The following is a 20,685-nucleotide window of genomic DNA, read 5'->3' as shown; positions in this document are numbered from 1 at the left end:
TAGGTTATGAATATTGGTTTTGAGAGTATATCCCCTTGGCTTGATCAACTTGAATACGATTGGTCCTTACTTGAACATCTGGGAGAAGTGGAGACTTATAACCTTCATGATCCCATTTACCATAGCGGGGATCATGCTCAATACATTTACATTGTTAAATCCGGGCGTGTTCAGCTTTTCTTAACGACAGAGAGCGGTAAAGAAAAATCCGTCGCTATTGTTGGAAAAAACGGGTTAATCGGGGAAAACTACATTTCCGAAGATACCACTTACTTAGAAAACACGATCGCCGTTTCTTCTTTAACGTTAATTCGAGTGCCCAGAAAACTCTTTGAGCAAGAAGTGTTACATAATCCAGCCCTCTCCAAGCAATGGGTTGATATTTTAAACAGAAAACTCCGCTTATTAGCCATTTCAAATCTGCAATTATCGTTCGGCAGTTCCTATAGCTTGATCTGTAATGCCCTTTATCACCTTGCTGTAACCTACGGTGAAAGCAACGACGAAGGGATAACAATCGGCATCACATTTACGCACCAAGAATTGGCGAATCTAATCGGAACAAGCAGAGTCACTGTAGCCAACACCATGAACAACATGCTGCAAAATAACATCCTCAGCAAAAAGGGAAGGTTTTACCACATCCACTCCCTAGATCAATTGACGGATATTTAGTTGTTAGTTTTATTTTGGAATAAAGTCCTAGGCTTTGTCTGTAAAGCACTTTACAATTTGATTGATTATTTTGAATATTGTAATTATAAAAGTGCCTAATTATAAAAGTGCCTGACCCCCGATGCGTTAAAGCATTAAAGGTCAGGCACTTTTTTTATTCCATTAAGTCATGAATGGATACACTTTGCTTTTTTTCTGGTTGATAAAGCGGGTGAACTGTAGCTTTACCAGCTTCTTGATCCACATGTTCAAGGTAAACCTTTTCGCCATTATAAGTAACATTCTTCATTTCATGAGAAGAAGCAATCTCTTGTGCTTTTTTCGCATCCATTGGTTCGTAACCTCCTTATAGTAAGCGATGACATTATTTTCTTCTAAATGTAGTATGTTATGCACATACACGGGACGCCTAGAAATCGCTTACATTTTTTCTGGCTTCGATATCTAAAATTAGGTTATAATAAAAAATATGGTAATATCACCAGTTTGAAAGGAGTTTTAACCTATGTCACAGAAGCGTCCTATTACAATTGCTAGAGGGGACGGCATTGGACCAGAAATCATGGATGCTACGATCAAAATATTGGAACACGCAGGTGCCATGATTGAACCAGAGTATATTGAAATAGGTAAAGAAGCATACTTAGCAGGTCATTCTTCAGGGATTCCAGAAGAAGCATGGGACTCACTAAGAAAAACAAAATTATTCCTTAAAGGACCTATTACTACGCCACAAGGGGAAGGCTATAAAAGCTTAAATGTAACGATTCGGAAGACACTTGGCTTATATGCAAACGTAAGACCGAACGTCAGCTATGCCCCTTTACTTCAAACAAGACACGATGATATGGATATGGTAGTAGTACGTGAAAACGAAGAAGACTTGTACGCAGGTATTGAGCACCAACAAACGCCAGAAGTAACACAGTGCCTAAAATTAATCACACGACCAGGAACGGAAAAGATTGTCCGTTATGCGTTTGAATATGCACGGAAACACAACCGTAAGAAAGTAACGTGCTTTACAAAGGATAACATCATGAAGTTAACCGATGGCCTTTTTCACAAGGTATTTGATGAGATTGCACAAGAATACCCTGATATTGAAAATGAACATTGGATTATTGACATTGGCATGGCTAAAATCGCTGACACACCAGAAGACTTTGATGTCGTTGTTATGCCAAACCTTTATGGGGACATCGCATCTGACGTAGCAGCTCAAATCACAGGAAGTGTTGGTTTAGGTGGTTCCGCTAACATCGGAGACCAATGTGCCATGTTTGAAGCTGTACATGGTAGTGCGCCAGATATAGCTGGTAAGGGAATTGCGAACCCTTCAGGCCTGCTTCATGGAGCTATTATGATGCTCGTCCATATTGGACAACCTGAAGTAGCAGGTAGGATACATAACGCTTGGTTAAAAACTTTGGAAGATGGCGTGTACACGGGGGATATTGCGAAAGGAGAACCCCATGTCGGTACAACGGAATTCGCTGAAGCTGTAATCGAAAGGTTGGACCAAAAACCAACAACCTTTACGCCAGTAGAATACACCCATACGGAGCCACAAGAAGAAACAACTTATGAACTTGATCCTTTAGTCAAAGATCGACCTAAACCAAATGTTAACCGTACTTTAGATGGCGTCGATGTATTCCTGTTCAATAATGAGCTCACAGCGGATGAGATCGGTCAAAAACTAGAAGAACTTGCAGGTCCAGAATTCTCATTAGCTGTTATTACCAATCGCGGCGTAAAAGTGTATCCAAACGGTTTCCCTGAAACGTTTACAACGGACCACTGGAGATGCCGTTTTGAAGCAAATGAAGGACAGAAACCAATAACGAACGTTGCTATCCTAAATCTTCTCAATCGCATCCAACAAGCCGAATTGGATTTCATTAAAACAGAACATTTATACCGATTTAATAACGAGCGAGGATACTCTTTAGGTCAAGGTCAATAAAATAGCACGGAGACAGTTCGAGACTAGTGAAGAAGTATTCGTTTTATTAAAAAAGTGCCTAAGAAAGTGCCTGACCCCCGATGCGTTAAAGCATTGAAGGTCAGGCACTTTTTTTGCACTTTTCCATTAGGGAAGTGCCTGTCACTCCCCGAAATTTGTCGTTTTCCATCTTCCTATTCGACAAAAACCGGGTGGTGACAGGCACCAAAGATTCGTTAATTACTTATTTTATCTTGTAACATCGGTAGGCGAGCACTCTTTAATATCGAGTACTAGGATCTCCCATCCAACCATGAGCAGGAGGGATCTCATCATATAGATTGGCATCCACATCTTCAATTGAACCATCTGCTAGTTTACTTAGAATATCATAGATTGGGGTTTTAACCGTTTGCTTCAGCATACCATTTTGCTTTTGGCCTAATGTCTGGGTTTGTCCTTTAACCTCTATCAACATTGTGGCCGTTCCATTTAATTGAATCGCTCCAAGTCCTGATCCAGGATAGTTTACTTGAGGGTATTGCTGAATGGCTCCAAATGATGAGAAGCCTCTTTGCAAGGATTGATAACCTGCAACAGTAATTTGTTTGCTAAGCTTCTCCACATCCTCTTCAATTTCATATTTTTCACCTGTGAAAGGGTCGGTATATGGCTGTGTAGTAAACATGCCTAAAACAGAAATGGCGACGGAACGGTTATCTTCTTCTGAAAGATAGTTAAATCCTCTATGGTGAACATCAATCGCAACATCTGGGTTAAACTCCTTCACAACGTTCGTAATGGCTTTTGCTTCAGGAGAGACTACATAACCAGTATTATAACGGTTATTCTTCGATTCATCATTTAATACTTCTGCAAGTTTTTCTTTATCTACTTCATTGATATCAAAATTATAATTTGGACTAAAGTCACGATTTAAATCATATCCAGGAATCCCATAATAAAACCGTTCATTAGTTGCTTGTTCCCTTTCATATCCCAGAGTGTAATACCATGGAGCTTCAGTTTCAGCTGGAAGGTCATATTCTTCAGGATTCCAGGTCTGATGATTATACCGAACTGGATTCCAATCCCCTTCAATTTGTGTCATAGTTCCATCAGGATTTAATCGAGGCATAATCCACACGGAAACTTCCTCAAGCATTTCGTCTATGTCTTTATCACCACTATTAAACTTTTGCATCATTTCCATAGCTGCTTCCGTACCTAGAACTTCATTTCCGTGGATCTGGGTGTAAATTAATACACGTTTCTTTTCCGGCTCATTTTCTCCATATTTAGCAAGATATAATGGAGTGCCTTCATTAGAGTACCCGGCCACATCTAACTGCATTTTTCCTTGAGATGACTCTTCAATTTTTTGGAGCTTTTTCTCCAACTCTTCGTTAGTCATTACACTTGATAGAGATAAATTTTGCTCCACTTCTACATAAGGTCCATTTGGTTTAGACTGAGTGTCAGCGAGTGTAGTCTGAGAGGATATTAAAGCAATACCTAGAGAAGCTGCTACAATAGATGCTCTTTTTTTCATATTCTCCCTCCAAAATTATTATTTAGCGTCTCGAAATAACGCTTGTCCCTATATTAATAGGTTAAGGAATAGGAAGTTGTAGAAATATAGCGGATTTTTTGACTTCTTTTGTTATATAGCATTGAATTATAAATTATTTTGTAGTTGGTACCTGTTCACAGTGTATTAACGCAATAGACACACTCACTGTTTCCCATTTTTTTCATAGACTCCCTAATCAATTCCCACCCCAAATCCTCAAAATCTAGTTACCTGACAGTTTTCATATAATTTCAGAATCATACGATATACCACCGGCTGATGAAAGGAGGTTTCCTTATGACACAGCCGAATCAGCCTGAGTTAAGTCCTCCACAGGTAACGTATTTTAATCAGTTAAAATATTCAATCGGGAACGATCCGTTTTTAACGGTTATCGATCTATATGAGCTTCCAAAAAACGCCGGATATTTGATTCCTATATGGATCAGAAATGAGGAAAAAGCTAGAGCTTTGGCTACGATTTTAGAAACGCAAAGAGAAATTGGGAATATCCCGATCTATGTTGTTGTTCTATTTGATGGAAATATTGCGGAACCGTATGATGTTTCTAAATTTAATGCTCGAGACATTTCAAAATTAGTTGAAGATGCATTAGAAACAAACCGCTATTTCCTATTCTCAAAAGTGGCTTTTGTCGTGCCTGGTACTGTTGCGGTATACCCAGTTTTCACGAAGAGTGTAACACAGTTTTATAACGAAGATTTATCAGACTTGTATCGAAACTATAATGAAGTAGCTGCTGAGGTGTTCAAAGAGGTTTTCCAAGAGAAGATTAATGGGATTGACCTTGATCCATCTACAGAAGAATAAAACGGGGTATTCGCTTCATCTACAAAGGCTGTCCTGCTATTATACGGGACAGCCCTTGCACTTAAAACCTCATGTTCCCTTACTTAACTCCCCCACCGGATACTGAATAACCTGATCTAACAGAAAACCAATTTGCTTTAGCTTCTCCTCTATCTCAAAAATGTCGTTTTTTGCATTCTCTAGCATCCGTTCCTTTTCAAGATCTGCTTCTACCTGGGCATCATGAAGAAAGGAGTCGATATCTTCATAATGTAACCCTTCCTCATCATAAAAGTCCGAGTGAAACTCTTCTTTACATTGGGCTAAATCATACAAATCCCCACCAACCTCTGTTTTGTCTATGATATCTTGGCTAATCAATGAGATAGTATCTCTCCAATGGGTTAAGCGTTGATAACTCTCAAATACGTTCAATTCATCTTGGATTTCATAGGCTAGTGATTGAATCGTTTCCAGGTCTTGTTTTTTAATATCCCCTTTTACTAGTTCACCATGGTAGGCTCTGTGTTCCGTTATGAGTTCAAAGCAGGCATCGTGAAACTGTTTTCGTGCAGATTCACATTTCCTTTTCAGATTGATTAGCTTTTTCATCCTTTTCACTCCCTATAACAGATCTACTTTTTACTAGTAGATGCTAGAAGAGCCATTGATAGAACAAGTTTAATTCGACAGGTGCCTGTCACGCCCCGGAATTTGTCGTTTTTGTCGTAGAGGGTGGTGCCTGACCCCCACCGCTTTACTGCGTTAATGAGGTGGGGGTGGCACTTAAAAAGAGGCAACCTTTTTTATAAAGATTGCCTCTCATGCCTTGAGTGATATTAGTGATATTCAAATTTGTGAAACACCATGTGAGGAATATTGGAGCCTTCTACTTTCCTCTGTTTCATCGTGTACAGGCCTTGCTCAGTCCGAAAGAAGCTGTCTGGCTTTTCTCTTAAGTAGTATCGATCCTGTAGCATCATAGTCTTTTCATCAAAAGCGATAATTTGGTCTTCCTGTGAAATAAAGAATTGGTTTTGACTTGGATCAAGACGGATCTCATCAAAAGGTTCAATAGTTGTCACAGGTTCTAGGTTCCGTTCCTGATGAGTAGATGTCGTAAACACTTGTCCAGAAGCATTGATGAGATACGTCCCATCAGATGTGAGAACCATCTTTTCATCTAAATTAAAATCCTTGTCATGATGCGGTTTACGGTAGTTATCTTCAAAGCTACCATTGTTATATGGGTAGGCTTTCATAGTCGGTGAAATATCCCAATCAATCGCATAAATTTGCTGTAATGCTTCATCGATTTCAAGGAAATGATACTGATAGATGTCTGTTCGATCCACTTCCTTGTATCCATTTGAACGATTATAGCTAACCATGCTGGTGTGTTGGCCAGATCCGCTGCTTATATACACATGATCTTCCGTAGCCACTAAATCAAAAGGATCTAACGCAATGTCCACTTTTTGCTTGATGGTAAATGATTCAGGTTCGACCACGGCAAAAGCTCCTTTTTGATCTTCCTCCCACCACATTGCATCGTGCTCTTCTTTTAAAAGCGTCACGTACAATTCATCATTAGCAAAATAGAGACGTTCAGGGGTATGATCAACAGACAGCGTTTGCACCTCTTCTGTTTCTAAATTTACTTTGATGATCTCATTTTCCACACCAACTCCATATACAACAGGCTCTGTTGGGTGTTGGATGACATTCGTCATTATATCAGGAATCGAAAACGTTGAAACGATGGGCTCAGGTGTTTCATCCACCTTGTTCCCTGTAGGTTGTTGTTCATCAATATATTTATCAGATGTCAGGTCGACATCCAAAACTTCGATTTCATCAAGCTCATAGCGTGAGTTGGTTCGCTCCCAGAGTTTTGCAAATCCACTTGTCGCCACAGCAAAATTGAGATTACCAGTTTGATAGCCTGAAGTCGTTACACCGATCACCTTTCCATACTGATTGAAGAGAGGTCCTCCAGAGCTTCCGGAAGAAATCGGTGTTGTCGTCTGAATGATATTGATGATATCGAAAAGAGACGTATCAACCTGTTGATAACGCAGACCACTTACAATCCCTTCTGATACCGTATTCATCAACCCTTGAGGACTCCCAATGGCATACACCTTCTCTCCCACTTCAACTTCTTCAAAATTCCCTAGATGTAACTGTGGAAGGTTCAGATTTTCCTCAGGTTTTAATAAGGCTAGATCGAATTCTTCAGCCATCGAAACAATGCCTTCAATTGGAACCACTTTCCCTGATTGCGTTTGAATTTTGACTGATTTCGTACCTCGCACTACATGAAAATTCGTTAAAATGAGTCCATTGGCTATTGAAAAACCGCTTCCTTGTTTGATGTATTCACCATGCTCATTATAGCCCTTTACGATGACAACCCCTTCACTAGATTGGTCCATCAACTGCTGAATCGCAATTTTTTCAGGCTCTACATGAAACGTGAAGCTTACAGGATCTTTAATGGCTTTCCCCTTACGACTCCCCTTCACCTTTTCATTGATGATTAGTTCATAGTCTCCTTTTATGTATCCCCCTTTTGGCGCAGAGATATATCCTTTCATGCGATCATCAGAGAGACTAAGCTTTGTGCCAATCACACGTTTCCCATCACTGTTATAAACGAACACATTCTCTGATGTAAAACTAGAGGGGGCAATGGGAGCTGAAAATTGAATGGTCCATTTTTTATAAGCTGGCACAACCTCTTTTTGCTCCATGTCTTTCCATTCTATTGTTTCCGCATCAACTGTTCCGGCAGTCCCCAAAATCAGTGGTACAAGAAAAATAATGGAGAGTATTATGTATAGATTTCTCATGCTGTTCCTCCATTGTAAAATTTTTGACATTGTACATGGTAACATGAAAACTATTACAACCTTGTCGGTAATATATTCCAAGATTTCGGGAGGTGCCTGTCACGACCCGGAATTTGTCGTTTTCTGTCGTGGTGCCTGACCCCCGGTGCGTTAATGCGTTAATGTATTTTTGCAGTTGCATGGTGCTTTTGAAAACGATTTAAAAGCAAAATATGATATCCTACCTCTAAATAGATTATGAGGAGGATTCCAATGGCAGACAAAACAATCGGATTTATCGGCTCAGGCGTGATGGGGAAAAGCATGGCTATTAATCTCATGAAGGCGGGCTTTACCCTGAATATGTTTACAAGAACAAAAGAAAAAGCGCAAGAGGTTCTTGATCAAGGTGGGACGTGGAAGGATTCTGTGGCAGATCTCGCTAAGGATTCGGATATCATTATTACAATTGTCGGCTATCCAAGCGATGTCGAAGCTGTGTATTTTGGTAAGGATGGCGTTATTGAGAATGCAAAGGCTGGTACATATACGATTGATATGACGACTTCATCTCCTAAACTAGCTCAGGAGATTTACTCAAAGGCGAAGGCTGCTGGCATTCATGCTTTTGATGCACCAGTATCAGGTGGTGATGTTGGAGCTCGAAATGGTAACCTTGCCATTATGGTTGGTGGTGCTAAAGAGCAGTTCGAGATCATTCGTCCTGCTTTAGAGGCTATGGGAAGTAATATTGTCCTGCAAGGTGAGGCTGGTTCTGGACAACACACGAAAATGTGTAACCAGATTGCGATTGCGTCTGGCATGCTTGGGGTTTGTGAAGCAATTATCTATGCGGAACACGCTGGCCTTGATCCAAAAACCGTTTTAGAAAGCATCTCCTATGGTGCAGCGGGTAGTTGGTCCTTATCCAACCTGGCCCCTCGTATGATTGATCAGGATTTTGAACCTGGATTTTATGTGAAGCATTTTATTAAGGATATGAAGATCGCGATTGATGCTGCTGATGACATGGATGTTCCTGTTCCTGGGCTGAAACTGGCGAAGGAGTTATATGATAAACTCAGTGAAGCTGGTGGAGACAATAATGGGACGCAGGCGTTGTATAAGTATTATCAGATGATGAAATAGGAAGTGCCTGACCCCCGCTCCGCTAACGCGGTAAAGCGGTGGGGGTCAGGCACTTCCTTTAGGCACTTTCTTTAGGTACTTACTCTGTAATTCTTTAATTTATTTATTTCGCACTTCTATTTCAATTTGCTTTACTTTTTCAAAGGAAAGCCCAGTTGCATTTGCTACATCTTCTACACTCATTGAATCATTTTGTTTAAGCAAGTTTTCAGCAATTTCTTCTGCTTTTTCTCTTTTTGCCCCTTTTATATTTGATTTTAAATCAGCTATTTGCTTCTCTCTCAGTTGATACATTCTACGTGTTTCTTCATCTTCACTTAACCTTTTCAACTTACTATCTGCTTTTTTAATCACTTGATCCATCTCTATGACCTCCTTTAAAGTCTGTTCAGATACATCCTCTTGCAAGAAGAGTAACCAACGATGGAGTTCATTATTCTTATCATGAGACAATTTTCTAAACTTAGGGTATTCAATAAAATGGATTTCAAGTAAGTTCGTTAAAGATACATTTTCCGTCGTTTCTTGTATTTGATATATTGAATGAAATCTCTGAGTGGGTAAAGTATCATAATTTAGAATATTTATAGTAATTGTTTTGTCTAGTCTTGAATAGTCTTGGCCTTTTTTGAAGTTCTCAGTGTATAACTTTGACCAGTAAAAAACTGTTCTCTCTATCATATTGTGTTGATTAACTAGTTGAACTTCGATATTAATTTTTTCATTTGAATTAACTACATAAGCCTTGATATCAAGAATACCTTGTTTACCATCGATTTTATCGACCGTTAACTTTTCTCCAACTATTTCTATATTGGTTACTTTGAATTCAAGAATAGATGAAAGTAAACTTTCCAAGCACTCTACACTATCCTCTTCCCCAAATAATTTTTTAAAAACAACATCATTTAGTGGCTTTAACCTCTCTGACACAACTACTCCCCCTATATAGATAAATGGGTGATTTATTTAATGTTAGTCTTTGATGATGTTATAAAATTATAATGCATGCTTTTACTTTATTATACTACAGATGATGCCTCATATCTAATTGATATGATAAGAGATGTAACTAAAAAAGGTGCCTAAAAAAAGTGCCTGACCCCCGCTCCGCTAACGCGGTAAAGCGGTGGGGGTCAGGCACTTCTTTTATACTCTCAATTCGCCAAGCTTCCCTTCAACTTTCTCCAATATGGTCCCTTCTCGCACCAAGCTAATCGCCTGATCCATTTCTTTATAAAGCACGCGATCTTCCTCTAACTTCGGTACATACTGGCGCAGTTGATCGTAGGCAACTTGAGTGCCGGCACCAAGTTTGTTTTCTTTTAATAGGTCGATTCCTTGTGCTCCATTCAATAACTCAATCCCAACAATTTTCTCCGTTTTGTAGATGGTTTGAAGAGCCTTCAGTGCAGCTGAGGTTCCCATGCTGACGTGGTCTTCTTGGCCACCTGTGGTTGTGATCGAATCGACTGAATTTGGGTGGGCATCGACTTTATTGTTTGAAACGAGTGATGCTGCTACATATTGAGGAATCATGTACCCGGAATGGAGGCCATTTTTTTCAATTAAATTAGATGGCAAATCGCTCATTTCCGAGGTGATTAAACGATACGTTCTTCGTTCTGAGATGTTTCCGATTTCGGCGACGGCAATCGCAAGAAAGTCCATCGCCATCGAAACCGCTTCGCCATGACAGTTCGATGAGGAGATCGCTACACCGCCATCGTCTTCTTCAAAAAGTAATGGGTTATCTGTTGCGGCATTCATCTCCCGTTCAACGACGGTTTTGGCATAGTCGACTGCATCTTTACTTGCTCCATGAACTTGTGGGATGGACCTGATACTTAAGGCATCCTGTGTTCTGTAGTCCTTATATTTCTCAGCGATCTCACTACCACGAATGATCTCATGAATATTGTCGGTAGTTTTTTTCTGACCTGGGTGTGGCTTCACCTTATTCAGTCGAGGATCATAAGCATATTTGGTCCCTTTTACCGCTTCAAACGATAGCATCGATACGACATCAGCCGTTTTTAATAGATTCATCGTTCGATCAATCGCTATAGCTCCGAGTGCGGTCATATCAACGGTTCCGTTTATGAGAGAAAGCCCTTCTTTTTCATACAATTCGATCGGCTCAATTCCTGCTTGCTTAAGGGCTTCATCTCCATCGATCCGTTCGCCGTTCACGATCGCTTCTCCCATACCTAATAGCACTAAGCTAATATGAGATTGATAGATGAGATAGCCAAGCGACCCTTCACTTGGAACAACTGGAGTGACATTGTAATTCAAAAGTTCAATCAGCTTTTCGACGGTTTCTAAACGAACTCCTGAATGCCCATGGGATAAGTTTTTCACCATCATCAGCATAATCGCTCGGACTTGTTCTTGGTCTAGTAAATCACCTACGCCGCAAGCGTGGCTCATGATTAGGTTCTTTTGCAGTTGTTTCGAATCCGCTGTGGAGATTTTGATTTTCGAATTTTCCCCGACACCTGTCGTGATGCCGTAAACGACACGCTCTTCCTCGACAAATTGCTGGACCATTTCGCGCCCTTTTTGAATCAGTTCCTTTGCTTCGTCTGAGAGTTGGACATGTCGGGAAGCTTTTGCCACATTGACTAATTCATCAATGGTTAGATCTTGGTCTGAAATAAGAACTGGAGATTGATGCATCGATACACCTCTTCTTTCTTTGCTCTAAAAAAATTTACGCATTCTTACGTTGGCTATACCCGGTTAAAAAGGATAGCATGACATGAACGCCTGTCTTCACCGTCATTTGCGCCACATCTTTAACGGGATCCAGACAAACCAGGTCCATCGCTTTCACGCTTGGATGTTGTCCGGCAAGATGGACTGCTTCAAACAGCTCGCTTGTCCATAATCCACCTGGTGTTGAAGCCGGTACGCCCGGTGCTCCAGACATATCGAGGACGTCCATATCAACGGTTAAATAAATGACATCTACTTTCTTTGATAACTGATCGAGCGCATCTTTAACAATTGAGTCGATGCCTTCTTTTCTGACGTCTCGTACCGTTTTATAGTGAAGGCCCACATGATCTGCATAGTCTTTAAGGGACTTACTGTTAAAAAATCCGTGCAGTCCAATGTTATGAACATTCGACCCTTGAACCGTACCGCTTTCGATTAGGTTACGGATGGGTGTTCCATTCGCAGGTCCGAACTCTTCAAGACTTCGTAAATCAAAATGCGTATCGAGTTGCAAAATGCCCACTTCTTGATCTGGGTGAACCTCTTTCCACCCCTTAACGAGCATGGCTGTAATGGAATGGTCGCCCCCAATGGTTAGGGGGAAAACATTTGGATGATGCGTCTGTTGCGCAGCCATAGCATCCGTGATGTTTTGATGGCATTGAGCAATGTCAGTCACATGCTGACGCACATCACCCAAATCCACTACATTTAATTCCGTTAGATCCACATCATGCTCCAGGTTATAAGGGTAAAACGACTTCCAAGCTCTGCGAATCGCATCCGGATTTTCACTGGCTGACGACGCGCTAATCGAAGACCTTGAGAGCGGGATTCCCATAATCGCTACGTCAAAATGATCCCAATCAATAGCGCCCTGCTGATGACTTAAATCTTGAATCCACTCATGTACCTTTGGATTTGGATTGTTCTCATCTTTCGTCCAAACAAAAGGTGGTGGGTTTAATAATGGATAAGGGTATTGCATTATACGATCTGCCCTCCTTCTACAACAACTTTTCCGTTTTTCACAACCGTATGGGTATGGTTCATGCCATAGTGGTACTGCAATTTCATATAGTTCGGTACATCAAAAAGGACGAGATCTGCTTGTTTGCCTTTTTCGATACTTCCTACCTCTTGTCCGCGGTTAATGGCGTGAGCTGCATTAATCGTAACGGCACTCAGCACTTCTTCCATGGTCATTCCCATTTTGAGAGCGCCTAAATTCATGATAAATGGCTGTGAAACCGTTGGAGAAGACCCTGGATTACAGTCTGTTGCTAAGGCGACCGGAACTCCCTGGTCGATCATTTTTCTTCCATTCGCTGATTCAGCCATGAGGAAAAAGGCGGTTCCTGGTAATAAAACACCGACAACACCTTGTTCAGCCATCCTTTTCACACCTTCGTCAGATGCTTTTAATAAATGGTCAGCGGAGACTGCGCCTACTTCAGCTGCTAACTCAGCTCCAGCATAAGGCTCGATTTCATCAGCATGGATTTTCGGTTTTAGCCCATATTCTTTCCCGGCTTCTAAAATTCGGCGGGATTGCTCAGGGGTGAAAACGCCTTTTTCACAAAATACATCATTAAACTCAGCTAACTCCTCTTTTGCCACTTCTGGAATCATCTCGTTAATGACGTGATCCACAAAAACTTCTGGTGTTTCCTTCAAGTCCATTGGTACTGCATGAGCCCCCATAAACGTGCTAACCACATCCATTGCGTGATCCTCGTTAAGTCGTTTGGCAACACGGAGCTGTTTTAACTCATGCTCGAGAGATAGACCATAACCACTTTTCGCTTCAACTGTTGTGACGCCATGTAGGAAAAACTGATCTAGTCGGCTTTTACTCTCTTCATACAATTGCTCTTCATCTGTATCCTGTGTTGCTCGAGTCGTTGCATGGATTCCGCCGCCTGCGTTCATAATCTCCATGTAAGACTTGCCGTTGAGGCGCATCTGGAATTCTTCCTCCCGACTTCCTCCATAAACCACATGTGTGTGCGGATCTACAAGGCCCGGGGACAATACTTTTCCTGTAGCGTCGATCTCTTCAGCCTCCGTCAACTTTTCTCTGTAGCGACCGGCTAGTTCTTCATCGGATCCGATATCTTGAATCTTGCCGTCCTCAACCCACACGCTTCCTCCTTCGATCACGTATGGCTTACCCATTTTTTCCTTCGTTAAAGGTGCTTGAGAACTTCCTTGAAACGTTAAAATTTGATTGGCATTTCGTATAAAAAGTGGCTTACTCATTGTCAAAACCTCCTTAGTCTAGCATTGGGATATTCATTCCGTGTTTTTTGGCTGTATCTTTCGCAAGGTCATATCCTGCGTCAACGTGACGGACAACGCCCATGCCTGGGTCTGTCGTTAACACGCGCTCGAGACGCTGTTCGGCATCTTTTGTTCCGTCTGCCACAATGACCATTCCAGCGTGCAAGGAGTATCCCATGCCGACGCCTCCGCCATGGTGGATCGATACCCAGCTTGCTCCACCTACACCATTAATCATCGCATTCAGCAGTGGCCAATCCGCTACAGCGTCACTTCCATCTTTCATACCTTCTGTCTCGCGGTTTGGTGACGCTACTGAACCTGAGTCGAGATGGTCACGGCCAATGACAACTGGTGCTTTGAGATCTCCTCTTGCAACGGCATCGTTAATGATTTTTCCGAAACGAGCACGCTCTCCGTAACCTAACCAGCAAATGCGAGAAGGCAGGCCTTGGAATTGAATTTTTTCCTGTGCCATCTTGATCCACTTGCATAAGTGTTCGTTATCACTGAACTCTTGCAGGATAAGTTCATCCGTTTTATAAATGTCCTCTGGATCACCTGATAGAGCTACCCAACGGAAAGGACCTTTTCCTTCACAAAATTGTGGACGAATGTACGCTGGAACGAAGCCTGGAAAATCAAATGCATTGTCTACGCCTTCGTCTTGAGCAACCTGGCGAATGTTGTTTCCATAGTCAAACGTGATGGCGCCAAGCTTTTGCATCTGTAGCATTGCTTTTACGTGTGTTGCCATGCTTTGCTTGGATAGCTTCACATAGGTTTCAGGATCGTTTTGACGCAAATCAGCCGCATCCTCAAGGGAATAGCCTTCTGGTACATAGCCATATAATGGGTCGTGAGCTGAAGTCTGATCGGTTAATACGTCTGGATTGAATCCTTTTTCGATCATCGCTGGTAAAAGTTCAGCTGCATTTCCCAGTAATCCAATGGAAAGTGCTTCCCCATTTTGCTTCGCTTCTAGAGCCATGTGTATTGCTTCATCAAGGGTGTTGGCTTGGGTATCTAAGTATCTTGTATCGAGTCGACGTTGGATACGAGTTTGGTCGACGTCGATGGCAATGCATACGCCGTCGTTTAACGTTACGGCTAAAGGTTGCGCACCACCCATACCTCCTAGTCCGGCTGTTAAGGAGATCGTGCCTTTTAAAGAACCGTCAAAATGCTGGCGAGCTAGTTCGCCGAATGTCTCGTAGGTTCCTTGGACAATGCCTTGGCTCCCAATGTAGATCCAGCTTCCTGCCGTCATTTGGCCATACATCATTAAGCCTTTTTGATCCAGTTCATTGAAGTGGTCCCAGTTCGCCCAGGCAGGTACGAGATTGGAGTTGGCCATCAACACTTTTGGTGCATCCTTATGAGATTTGAAAACAGCTACGGGCTTTCCGGATTGGATTAGCATCGTCTCATCCTCTTCCAGTTCAAGCAGCGTCTTCACAATGGCATCATAAGACTCTTGGTTTCGAGCAGCCTTTCCAATTCCGCCGTAAACCACAAGATCTTCAGGGCGCTCAGCCACATCCGGATGGAGATTGTTTTGTAACATCCTTAGGGCTGCCTCTTGAATCCATCCTTTTGCATGTAATTGAGTCCCTGTGTACGTGTCCTTCGAATTTGTATGATTTGTCATGTTCATCACCCATCTCTTTGAAATTTTCTGATAATTCCATTGTAAAGATGAGCGTGGTTTGAGAATAGGACGTTGAATTTTGATTTCCTTTTCTTTTTTTAGATATTTATCGGTATAAATGAAAATCATGGAACTATGAATGATAATTTCCGCATGATATCTTTCATTATTTTAGACTGGCAGAAAAAACTGTACCTTTTCGTTAGTTCATCTGTTGGCGAAATAACCTCGGGCTCACACCTGTATGGTCCTTGAAAATCCGGCTAAAGTAGTTTGCATTATGAAAGCCCGATTTTTCAGCGATACTTTGTATTGGAAAGTCCGTTTGAAGCAGTAGTCGTTTGGCCTCTTTTACTCTGATATCACGAAGCAACTCTCGAAATGACTTTCCATGTTTTTTACCCAGAAGGTGACTCATATAGGCTGGGCTGCGATCAACAGATAAGGCCACCATGTTTAAATCGAGATCGGTTAAATGAAAGTTTTCTTCTATATAACGAAGTGCTTGCTCGGTAATATCCAAGCGGGAGCGCTCCTGTTGTTTTGCGACACCATCAATCACGTCATAAACAAACAGAAGAAGCTCTTGCACAATTCTATACAGGACAGGGTTATAAAGGATGGTTTCAAATACGCGATGATAGCTCGTCTCATAGGAACCCGTGTCCAAGTAATGGTTTTTCATAAACCGGCGGATCTGGGCTAATATGCTCGTGAGTCGCGTTCGGACAAGTCCAGGGTCTGGATAAGGTTGATCCATTTGCAAAAATTCACGATACATCCAATTTTTCAGCTGTTCTTTATCTCCTTCTGAGAGCATGTCTACCCATTCGCGTTGTTCGGCAGAGCTTAAAAAGGGATCAATAACCTGCCATTGTTCCTCTAGATTGGAGGGGATAATCTGGCGGTATCCTGTATAAAACGTTAATCCAACAGCATTTCTGGCATCCTGATATTTTCTATAGATGGATTGGGTCTCTTTCTCATCACAGTCATGCACGATCACAAGAGGCTCATCATATTGGGCCTCCCAAGCTTTTAATAAGTGTTGGGCGTCTTGAATCATTTGTTCGATCGATGTATTCATCACAACAGCGATCACATCTGTTACCGGAAACTGAAACCATGGGTGTTGGATGTGATACTGTTTGAGGAAGTAGCGCAAATCTTTTAAACGGTTAGGACTCTCGGTTTGTAATAAAAGAAGGTGATACTCCTCCCCGATCTTTTCATCGTTTAAAAACAAGGCATGATACGAGATTTCCGTCTCTTGCTGGAGACTTACACTATTGGTGGCGTAGGGTTGGCGTTGTACCTTTTGAACACAATGATCCACGGCATGCTTGATTGTATCCGGAGTATTCGGCTTCACCAACAGCTCTTCAGCCTTCACTTCTATTGCTTGCATGGCTCGTGCAAACGTTGATTCTGTCGTCGTTAAGATTATAAATTTTACATAGCTATCCACACACCGCTTAAAATCGTTCCAACCATCTTTCGAAATCATATCAAGTTCAACACAAATAATCTCAGGTTGTTTATTTTCAATATTCGTTATGAGTTCATCATAAGAATCAACCAGAATCGTTTCTTCAATCGGAATCGAATAAGCTTGGATCATCCAATTGATTCCGACTCGTTCATTATTGTCTCGATCTGCAATAAGAAGCTTCATCGTTTGTCCCCTCATACTTTGTCGAATTTTCTGAATATATGGCATTTTACCATGAGTAAGTGGATGTGAGCGAGATAAAAAGTGCCTGACCCCCACCTCGCTAATACGGTAAAGCGGTGGGGGTCAGGCACTCTATCAGGCACTATCACTCTTCTATTTTATCTACAAAGAACATTTTGATGGCTGAGGCTACTTGAAGCACGAAGACGAATAGGACGCTGGATCCTCCGAGTGCTGCCAAGTATTTTACTCCATCAACACCTTGGGCTCCTCCTGCGAAAGCAACCATAATGTAGGCGATGATCGCAATGGAGAACGCCCAAATCAACATCTTCCATTTTGCTGGTTCTTCATCGTAACGAATTTTCTTAGTAGACAGCATAGCAATCGCTCGTACCATTGAATCGGCTGCTGTTGCGAAAGAAAGAATCAAGGCAATCATGACAACCGGAATGATGATCGCTGCTAATGGCATATTCGCTAAGAAGGTCCATAAACCAGCAACGGCGCCATTTTCTTTAATAATGGATACTAAGTCAACCACACCATTTTGTTGCCAATGCAGGGCTGTTCCACCAAAAATACCGAACCAAAGAACACTGAAGAAAGCCGGTAAAATCCAATTGATCAGCATAAACTGGCGTATCGTACGTCCATATGAGATAACAGCCAAGAAAATCCCCATTAATGGTGCATAAGCAATCCAAATCGCCCAGTCATATAATGTCCACCATGTAACGAGTGCTTCTCCACCAATAATGCCTGGATCAAGACCCCACTCCCAAAAGTTTTGGAACCAATATCCAAGTCCGGCAGTGGAAGATTGTAAGATATATAGAGTCGGACCAATGATTAGAAGTACGACTAAAAGAACATAAAACACGTTCGCATTTAGTGTTGCTACGCGGCGAATCCCTTTATCCAAACCTTTCAGAGCAGATAGGGTGAATATCCCAGTAATCAGGAATGCCACAAACAGCCAAACCATTGGTCCTTGTGGAATTCCATAAGTCGCTTCAATTCCTGATCCGATTAGGGCTAATCCCGCTCCTAATGAAGAAGCTAAACCAAGTGCTATAGCTAAAACAGCAAGCGTATCAATAATAGCCGGCCATATTCCCTTTGTTATTTTTTTACCGAATAACGGGGTCAGAGAGCCTGATACAGATAGATTTTGCTTTCGATTAAAATACACATAAGCAATAACCAATCCACTTAATGAATACATGGCGTAAGGAATAAAGCTCCAGTTGTACAATGAACGTCCCATTGCAAAAATGGCTGCCATATTCGTTCCAGGTTCTACACCTGTTTTTGCCATTTCCCCATAAATATTCCCAAAATAAATAATGGGCTCGTTCACACCATAGGTAATAACTCCCGTGGCAATTCCGCCTGTTAAAGCCATGGCAAACCAAGAACGAAATGGGTGTTTCGGTTTTGCGTCTGCGCCCCCTAAGCGAATGTTCCCAAGCTTTGAAAACGTAACAATCCCAACTAGAATAAGGGCAACGATTGATATAATTTGATAAAGCCATCCAAGCCCTTGTAAAGAACCATGAAATCCATTCTTAGAGATCTCGGCTAACAATTCATTGTTAACAATCCCTAGCAGAGCTCCTCCTCCGACGATAAAAAATGCCGGAATAAATACTCCTTTACGCGTGTTCTTGTCCACATTTTGCTGGAGCTCCGTATTACTATTCCGCTCTGGTTCTGCTGACATCTTCCTTTTCCCCTTTCTCCTATGTGATTAAGATAAAGAAGCCGCTTATTATAATAGCGCTTTCATTCGTTTTGATCCCAAATAGCTTCCTTATTGAAAATGTACTGAAATTATATAATATTCTGATATTTTTAAAAAAGGTAGATATCTTTTAATCTTCAATAAATCCTTTTGATTGTTTAGATAGATTTAGTTTTCACTTCCACCAAAACCTATAATTTTTTTATATTTGTTTGATTATTTTAGAAAAAAAGTGCCTGAAAAAAAGTGCCTGACCCCCGCTCCGCTAACGCGGTAAAGCGGTGGGGGTCAGGCACTTTCTATACATGCAACTCTGCCTTTTTCACATGACTTTCTTCCGTAGATTCATAGATATCTTTACTCATATATACTCCTAAGAGTGCAAAAATGAGGATTCCGGATAGGATGAGCAGCGCCATCGAAGCTCCTATTGTAGGAATGAATAGTGTAAATCCAGCAATCAATAGAACTCGTATGCCAACGCCCGTGGCTCGAATAAAGCTCTGAACTCTTCCCATTAGTGTGGTCGGAATCAGGTTCATCTGGAGCGTCTTCATATTAATCCGCGTTCCAGCATTCCCCCATCCCATGAGCACGGCCATGAACAAGAATAGTCCGACTGACGGGATTTGCGAAACACTCAAGACAGCTAATGCAAACAGCGTAATGGTCATGTAGATCGATAGGACGGGCGTCAATTTTTTCACCAACATATTCACGGTAAACCCTGCTAACACCGCTCCTCCTGCAAAAACCATTTCAAACGAAGCGTAAACTGACGCCTCGGCCTTTAATGAATTGGCAATGTAAATAGGTAAAACATAGTTCAGGCCCATCACTGCAATGAACGGCATCGAAGCCGAAAGGAAAAACACTAGCATCTTAGGCTTCTCCTTCAGAAATTGCCACCCTTCAATGAAATCCGCCACCATGGTTGGCTGCTCGACGTTTTTATCCCGCTTCACCGTAGGTTGATAGTTGATGAAGCCAAAAAGGATAAATGCGATCAGAAAGGTGATCCCATCCAGAATTAAGATGGTTTTCAGTCCAAATGCCGTAATCAAAATCGTCCCCACAGCACCGGCTAGCATGGTACCCGCCTGCCCTTGCACTTCCATAACACTATTAATCTTCCCAAAGTTTTTCTTAGAGAATATCTCCTGGCTGATCGCAAAAATCGTGGGGTAGTGAAACATGTTATATAAAATACTAACGAGAAAGATGACCATTAGCAGTAAGCTTGAGTATTCTTCAATGTACCATCCCGCAATCCCAAGCCCCGTCAAAAGAAAGAACCCTGCCAAATCATACCCTCGGTGTAGACTCACTCGATGAAATCGATCAATTAACACTCCGGCATAAGGGGATATGAAAAATCCGAGAATCGTTGTGATGAGTGTGATGACACCTAGTAACTGCTCTCCCCCATCCTGATTGACCAAAAACCAAGGCACTCCGATCATGGTTAACCCTGTACCAATGTGAGAAACCAGATTTGCTGTAAAAAACCATTTAAAATTTGGATTATCTCGTAATCGTCCCATACAAACGTCTCCTTACTTTTCATATCGTACATTTCATTATACAGACTCCTTGGCATTCCCGCTTTGTACGAA

The 20,685-nt window shown here is 41.7% G+C and carries 16 protein-coding genes; 4 read left to right on the top strand and 12 right to left on the bottom strand.

Features of this window, described 5'->3' with window-relative positions; genetic code table 11:
- The first annotated feature begins 6 nt into the window (after positions 1–6).
- Positions 7–675, top strand: a complete 669-nt coding sequence (locus H514_RS23805) for a Crp/Fnr family transcriptional regulator (protein WP_027445268.1) — start codon at positions 7–9, stop codon at positions 673–675.
- 154 nt (positions 676–829) lie between these two features.
- On the opposite strand, the gene H514_RS0100960 is transcribed toward H514_RS23805, so the two are convergent.
- Entirely contained in the window at positions 830–1,006 is a 177-nt protein-coding gene (locus tag H514_RS0100960) for an H-type small acid-soluble spore protein (RefSeq protein ID WP_027445267.1), read from the bottom strand.
- Between the two features lie 174 nt (positions 1,007–1,180).
- Here H514_RS0100960 and H514_RS0100955 point away from each other — a divergent pair, with 174 nt between their 5' ends.
- Positions 1,181–2,644 (top strand): NADP-dependent isocitrate dehydrogenase, encoded by a 1,464-nt coding sequence (locus tag H514_RS0100955; protein ID WP_027445266.1) that lies wholly within the window; start codon positions 1,181–1,183, stop codon positions 2,642–2,644.
- A 259-nt stretch (positions 2,645–2,903) separates the two neighbouring features.
- On the opposite strand, the gene H514_RS0100950 is transcribed toward H514_RS0100955, so the two are convergent.
- Positions 2,904–4,175: a M14 family zinc carboxypeptidase gene (locus H514_RS0100950; protein ID WP_027445265.1), complete on the bottom strand. Its 1,272-nt coding sequence runs from the start codon at positions 4,173–4,175 to the stop codon at positions 2,904–2,906.
- Positions 4,176–4,493: 318 nt separating this feature from the next.
- Between H514_RS0100950 and H514_RS22135 the strand changes: the two genes are divergently transcribed.
- Positions 4,494–5,027: a hypothetical protein gene (locus H514_RS22135; RefSeq protein ID WP_036841529.1), complete on the top strand. Its 534-nt coding sequence runs from the start codon at positions 4,494–4,496 to the stop codon at positions 5,025–5,027.
- 69 nt (positions 5,028–5,096) lie between these two features.
- Here H514_RS22135 and H514_RS0100940 read toward each other — a convergent pair whose 3' ends face one another.
- Positions 5,097–5,618: a hypothetical protein gene (locus H514_RS0100940; RefSeq protein ID WP_027445264.1), complete on the bottom strand. Its 522-nt coding sequence runs from the start codon at positions 5,616–5,618 to the stop codon at positions 5,097–5,099.
- A 227-nt stretch (positions 5,619–5,845) separates the two neighbouring features.
- Entirely contained in the window at positions 5,846–7,861 is a 2,016-nt protein-coding gene (locus tag H514_RS23800) for a S1C family serine protease (protein ID WP_027445263.1), read from the bottom strand.
- A gap of 252 nt (positions 7,862–8,113) precedes the next feature.
- On the opposite strand from H514_RS23800, the gene H514_RS0100930 reads away from it, so the two are divergent.
- A complete protein-coding gene (locus tag H514_RS0100930) occupies positions 8,114–8,989 on the top strand; it encodes an NAD(P)-dependent oxidoreductase (RefSeq protein ID WP_027445262.1) in 876 nt (291 codons plus the stop codon).
- Between the two features lie 99 nt (positions 8,990–9,088).
- On the opposite strand, the gene H514_RS0100925 is transcribed toward H514_RS0100930, so the two are convergent.
- From H514_RS0100925 to H514_RS0100890, 8 genes are all read right to left on the bottom strand, one after another.
- Positions 9,089–9,922: an Rpn family recombination-promoting nuclease/putative transposase gene (locus tag H514_RS0100925; protein WP_027445261.1), complete on the bottom strand. Its 834-nt coding sequence runs from the start codon at positions 9,920–9,922 to the stop codon at positions 9,089–9,091.
- A 216-nt stretch (positions 9,923–10,138) separates the two neighbouring features.
- Positions 10,139–11,671, bottom strand: a complete 1,533-nt coding sequence (hutH, locus tag H514_RS0100920) for a histidine ammonia-lyase (RefSeq protein WP_027445260.1) — start codon at positions 11,669–11,671, stop codon at positions 10,139–10,141.
- A 34-nt stretch (positions 11,672–11,705) separates the two neighbouring features.
- On the bottom strand, positions 11,706–12,701 hold the full coding sequence (locus tag H514_RS0100915) for an agmatinase family protein (protein WP_027445259.1): 996 nt from the start codon (positions 12,699–12,701) through the stop codon (positions 11,706–11,708).
- Positions 12,701–13,975 carry an imidazolonepropionase gene (gene hutI / locus H514_RS0100910; RefSeq protein WP_027445258.1) on the bottom strand — a complete coding sequence of 425 codons (1,275 nt, stop codon included), beginning with the start codon at positions 13,973–13,975 and terminating at the stop codon, positions 12,701–12,703. Before hutI ends, H514_RS0100915 begins: the two co-directional genes overlap by 1 nt.
- 13 nt (positions 13,976–13,988) lie before the next feature.
- Entirely contained in the window at positions 13,989–15,647 is a 1,659-nt protein-coding gene (hutU, locus tag H514_RS0100905) for a urocanate hydratase (protein ID WP_027445257.1), read from the bottom strand.
- 202 nt (positions 15,648–15,849) lie between these two features.
- Positions 15,850–17,322, bottom strand: coding sequence for a helix-turn-helix domain-containing protein (locus tag H514_RS0100900; RefSeq protein WP_027445256.1), 1,473 nt, complete (start codon positions 17,320–17,322; stop codon positions 15,850–15,852).
- 145 nt (positions 17,323–17,467) lie between these two features.
- On the bottom strand, positions 17,468–19,048 hold the full coding sequence (locus tag H514_RS0100895; protein ID WP_081672875.1) for a BCCT family transporter: 1,581 nt from the start codon (positions 19,046–19,048) through the stop codon (positions 17,468–17,470).
- A 320-nt stretch (positions 19,049–19,368) separates the two neighbouring features.
- Entirely contained in the window at positions 19,369–20,613 is a 1,245-nt protein-coding gene (locus H514_RS0100890; protein WP_027445254.1) for an MFS transporter, read from the bottom strand.
- Positions 20,614–20,685 lie beyond the last annotated feature (72 nt).

It is taken from the genome of Pontibacillus marinus BH030004 = DSM 16465, from assembly GCF_000425225.1.
GTDB lineage: Bacteria > Bacillota > Bacilli > Bacillales > BH030062 > Pontibacillus > Pontibacillus marinus.
The sequence above is the reverse complement of the archived record's forward strand: the minus strand, read 5'-3'. Positions and strand labels throughout refer to the sequence as shown.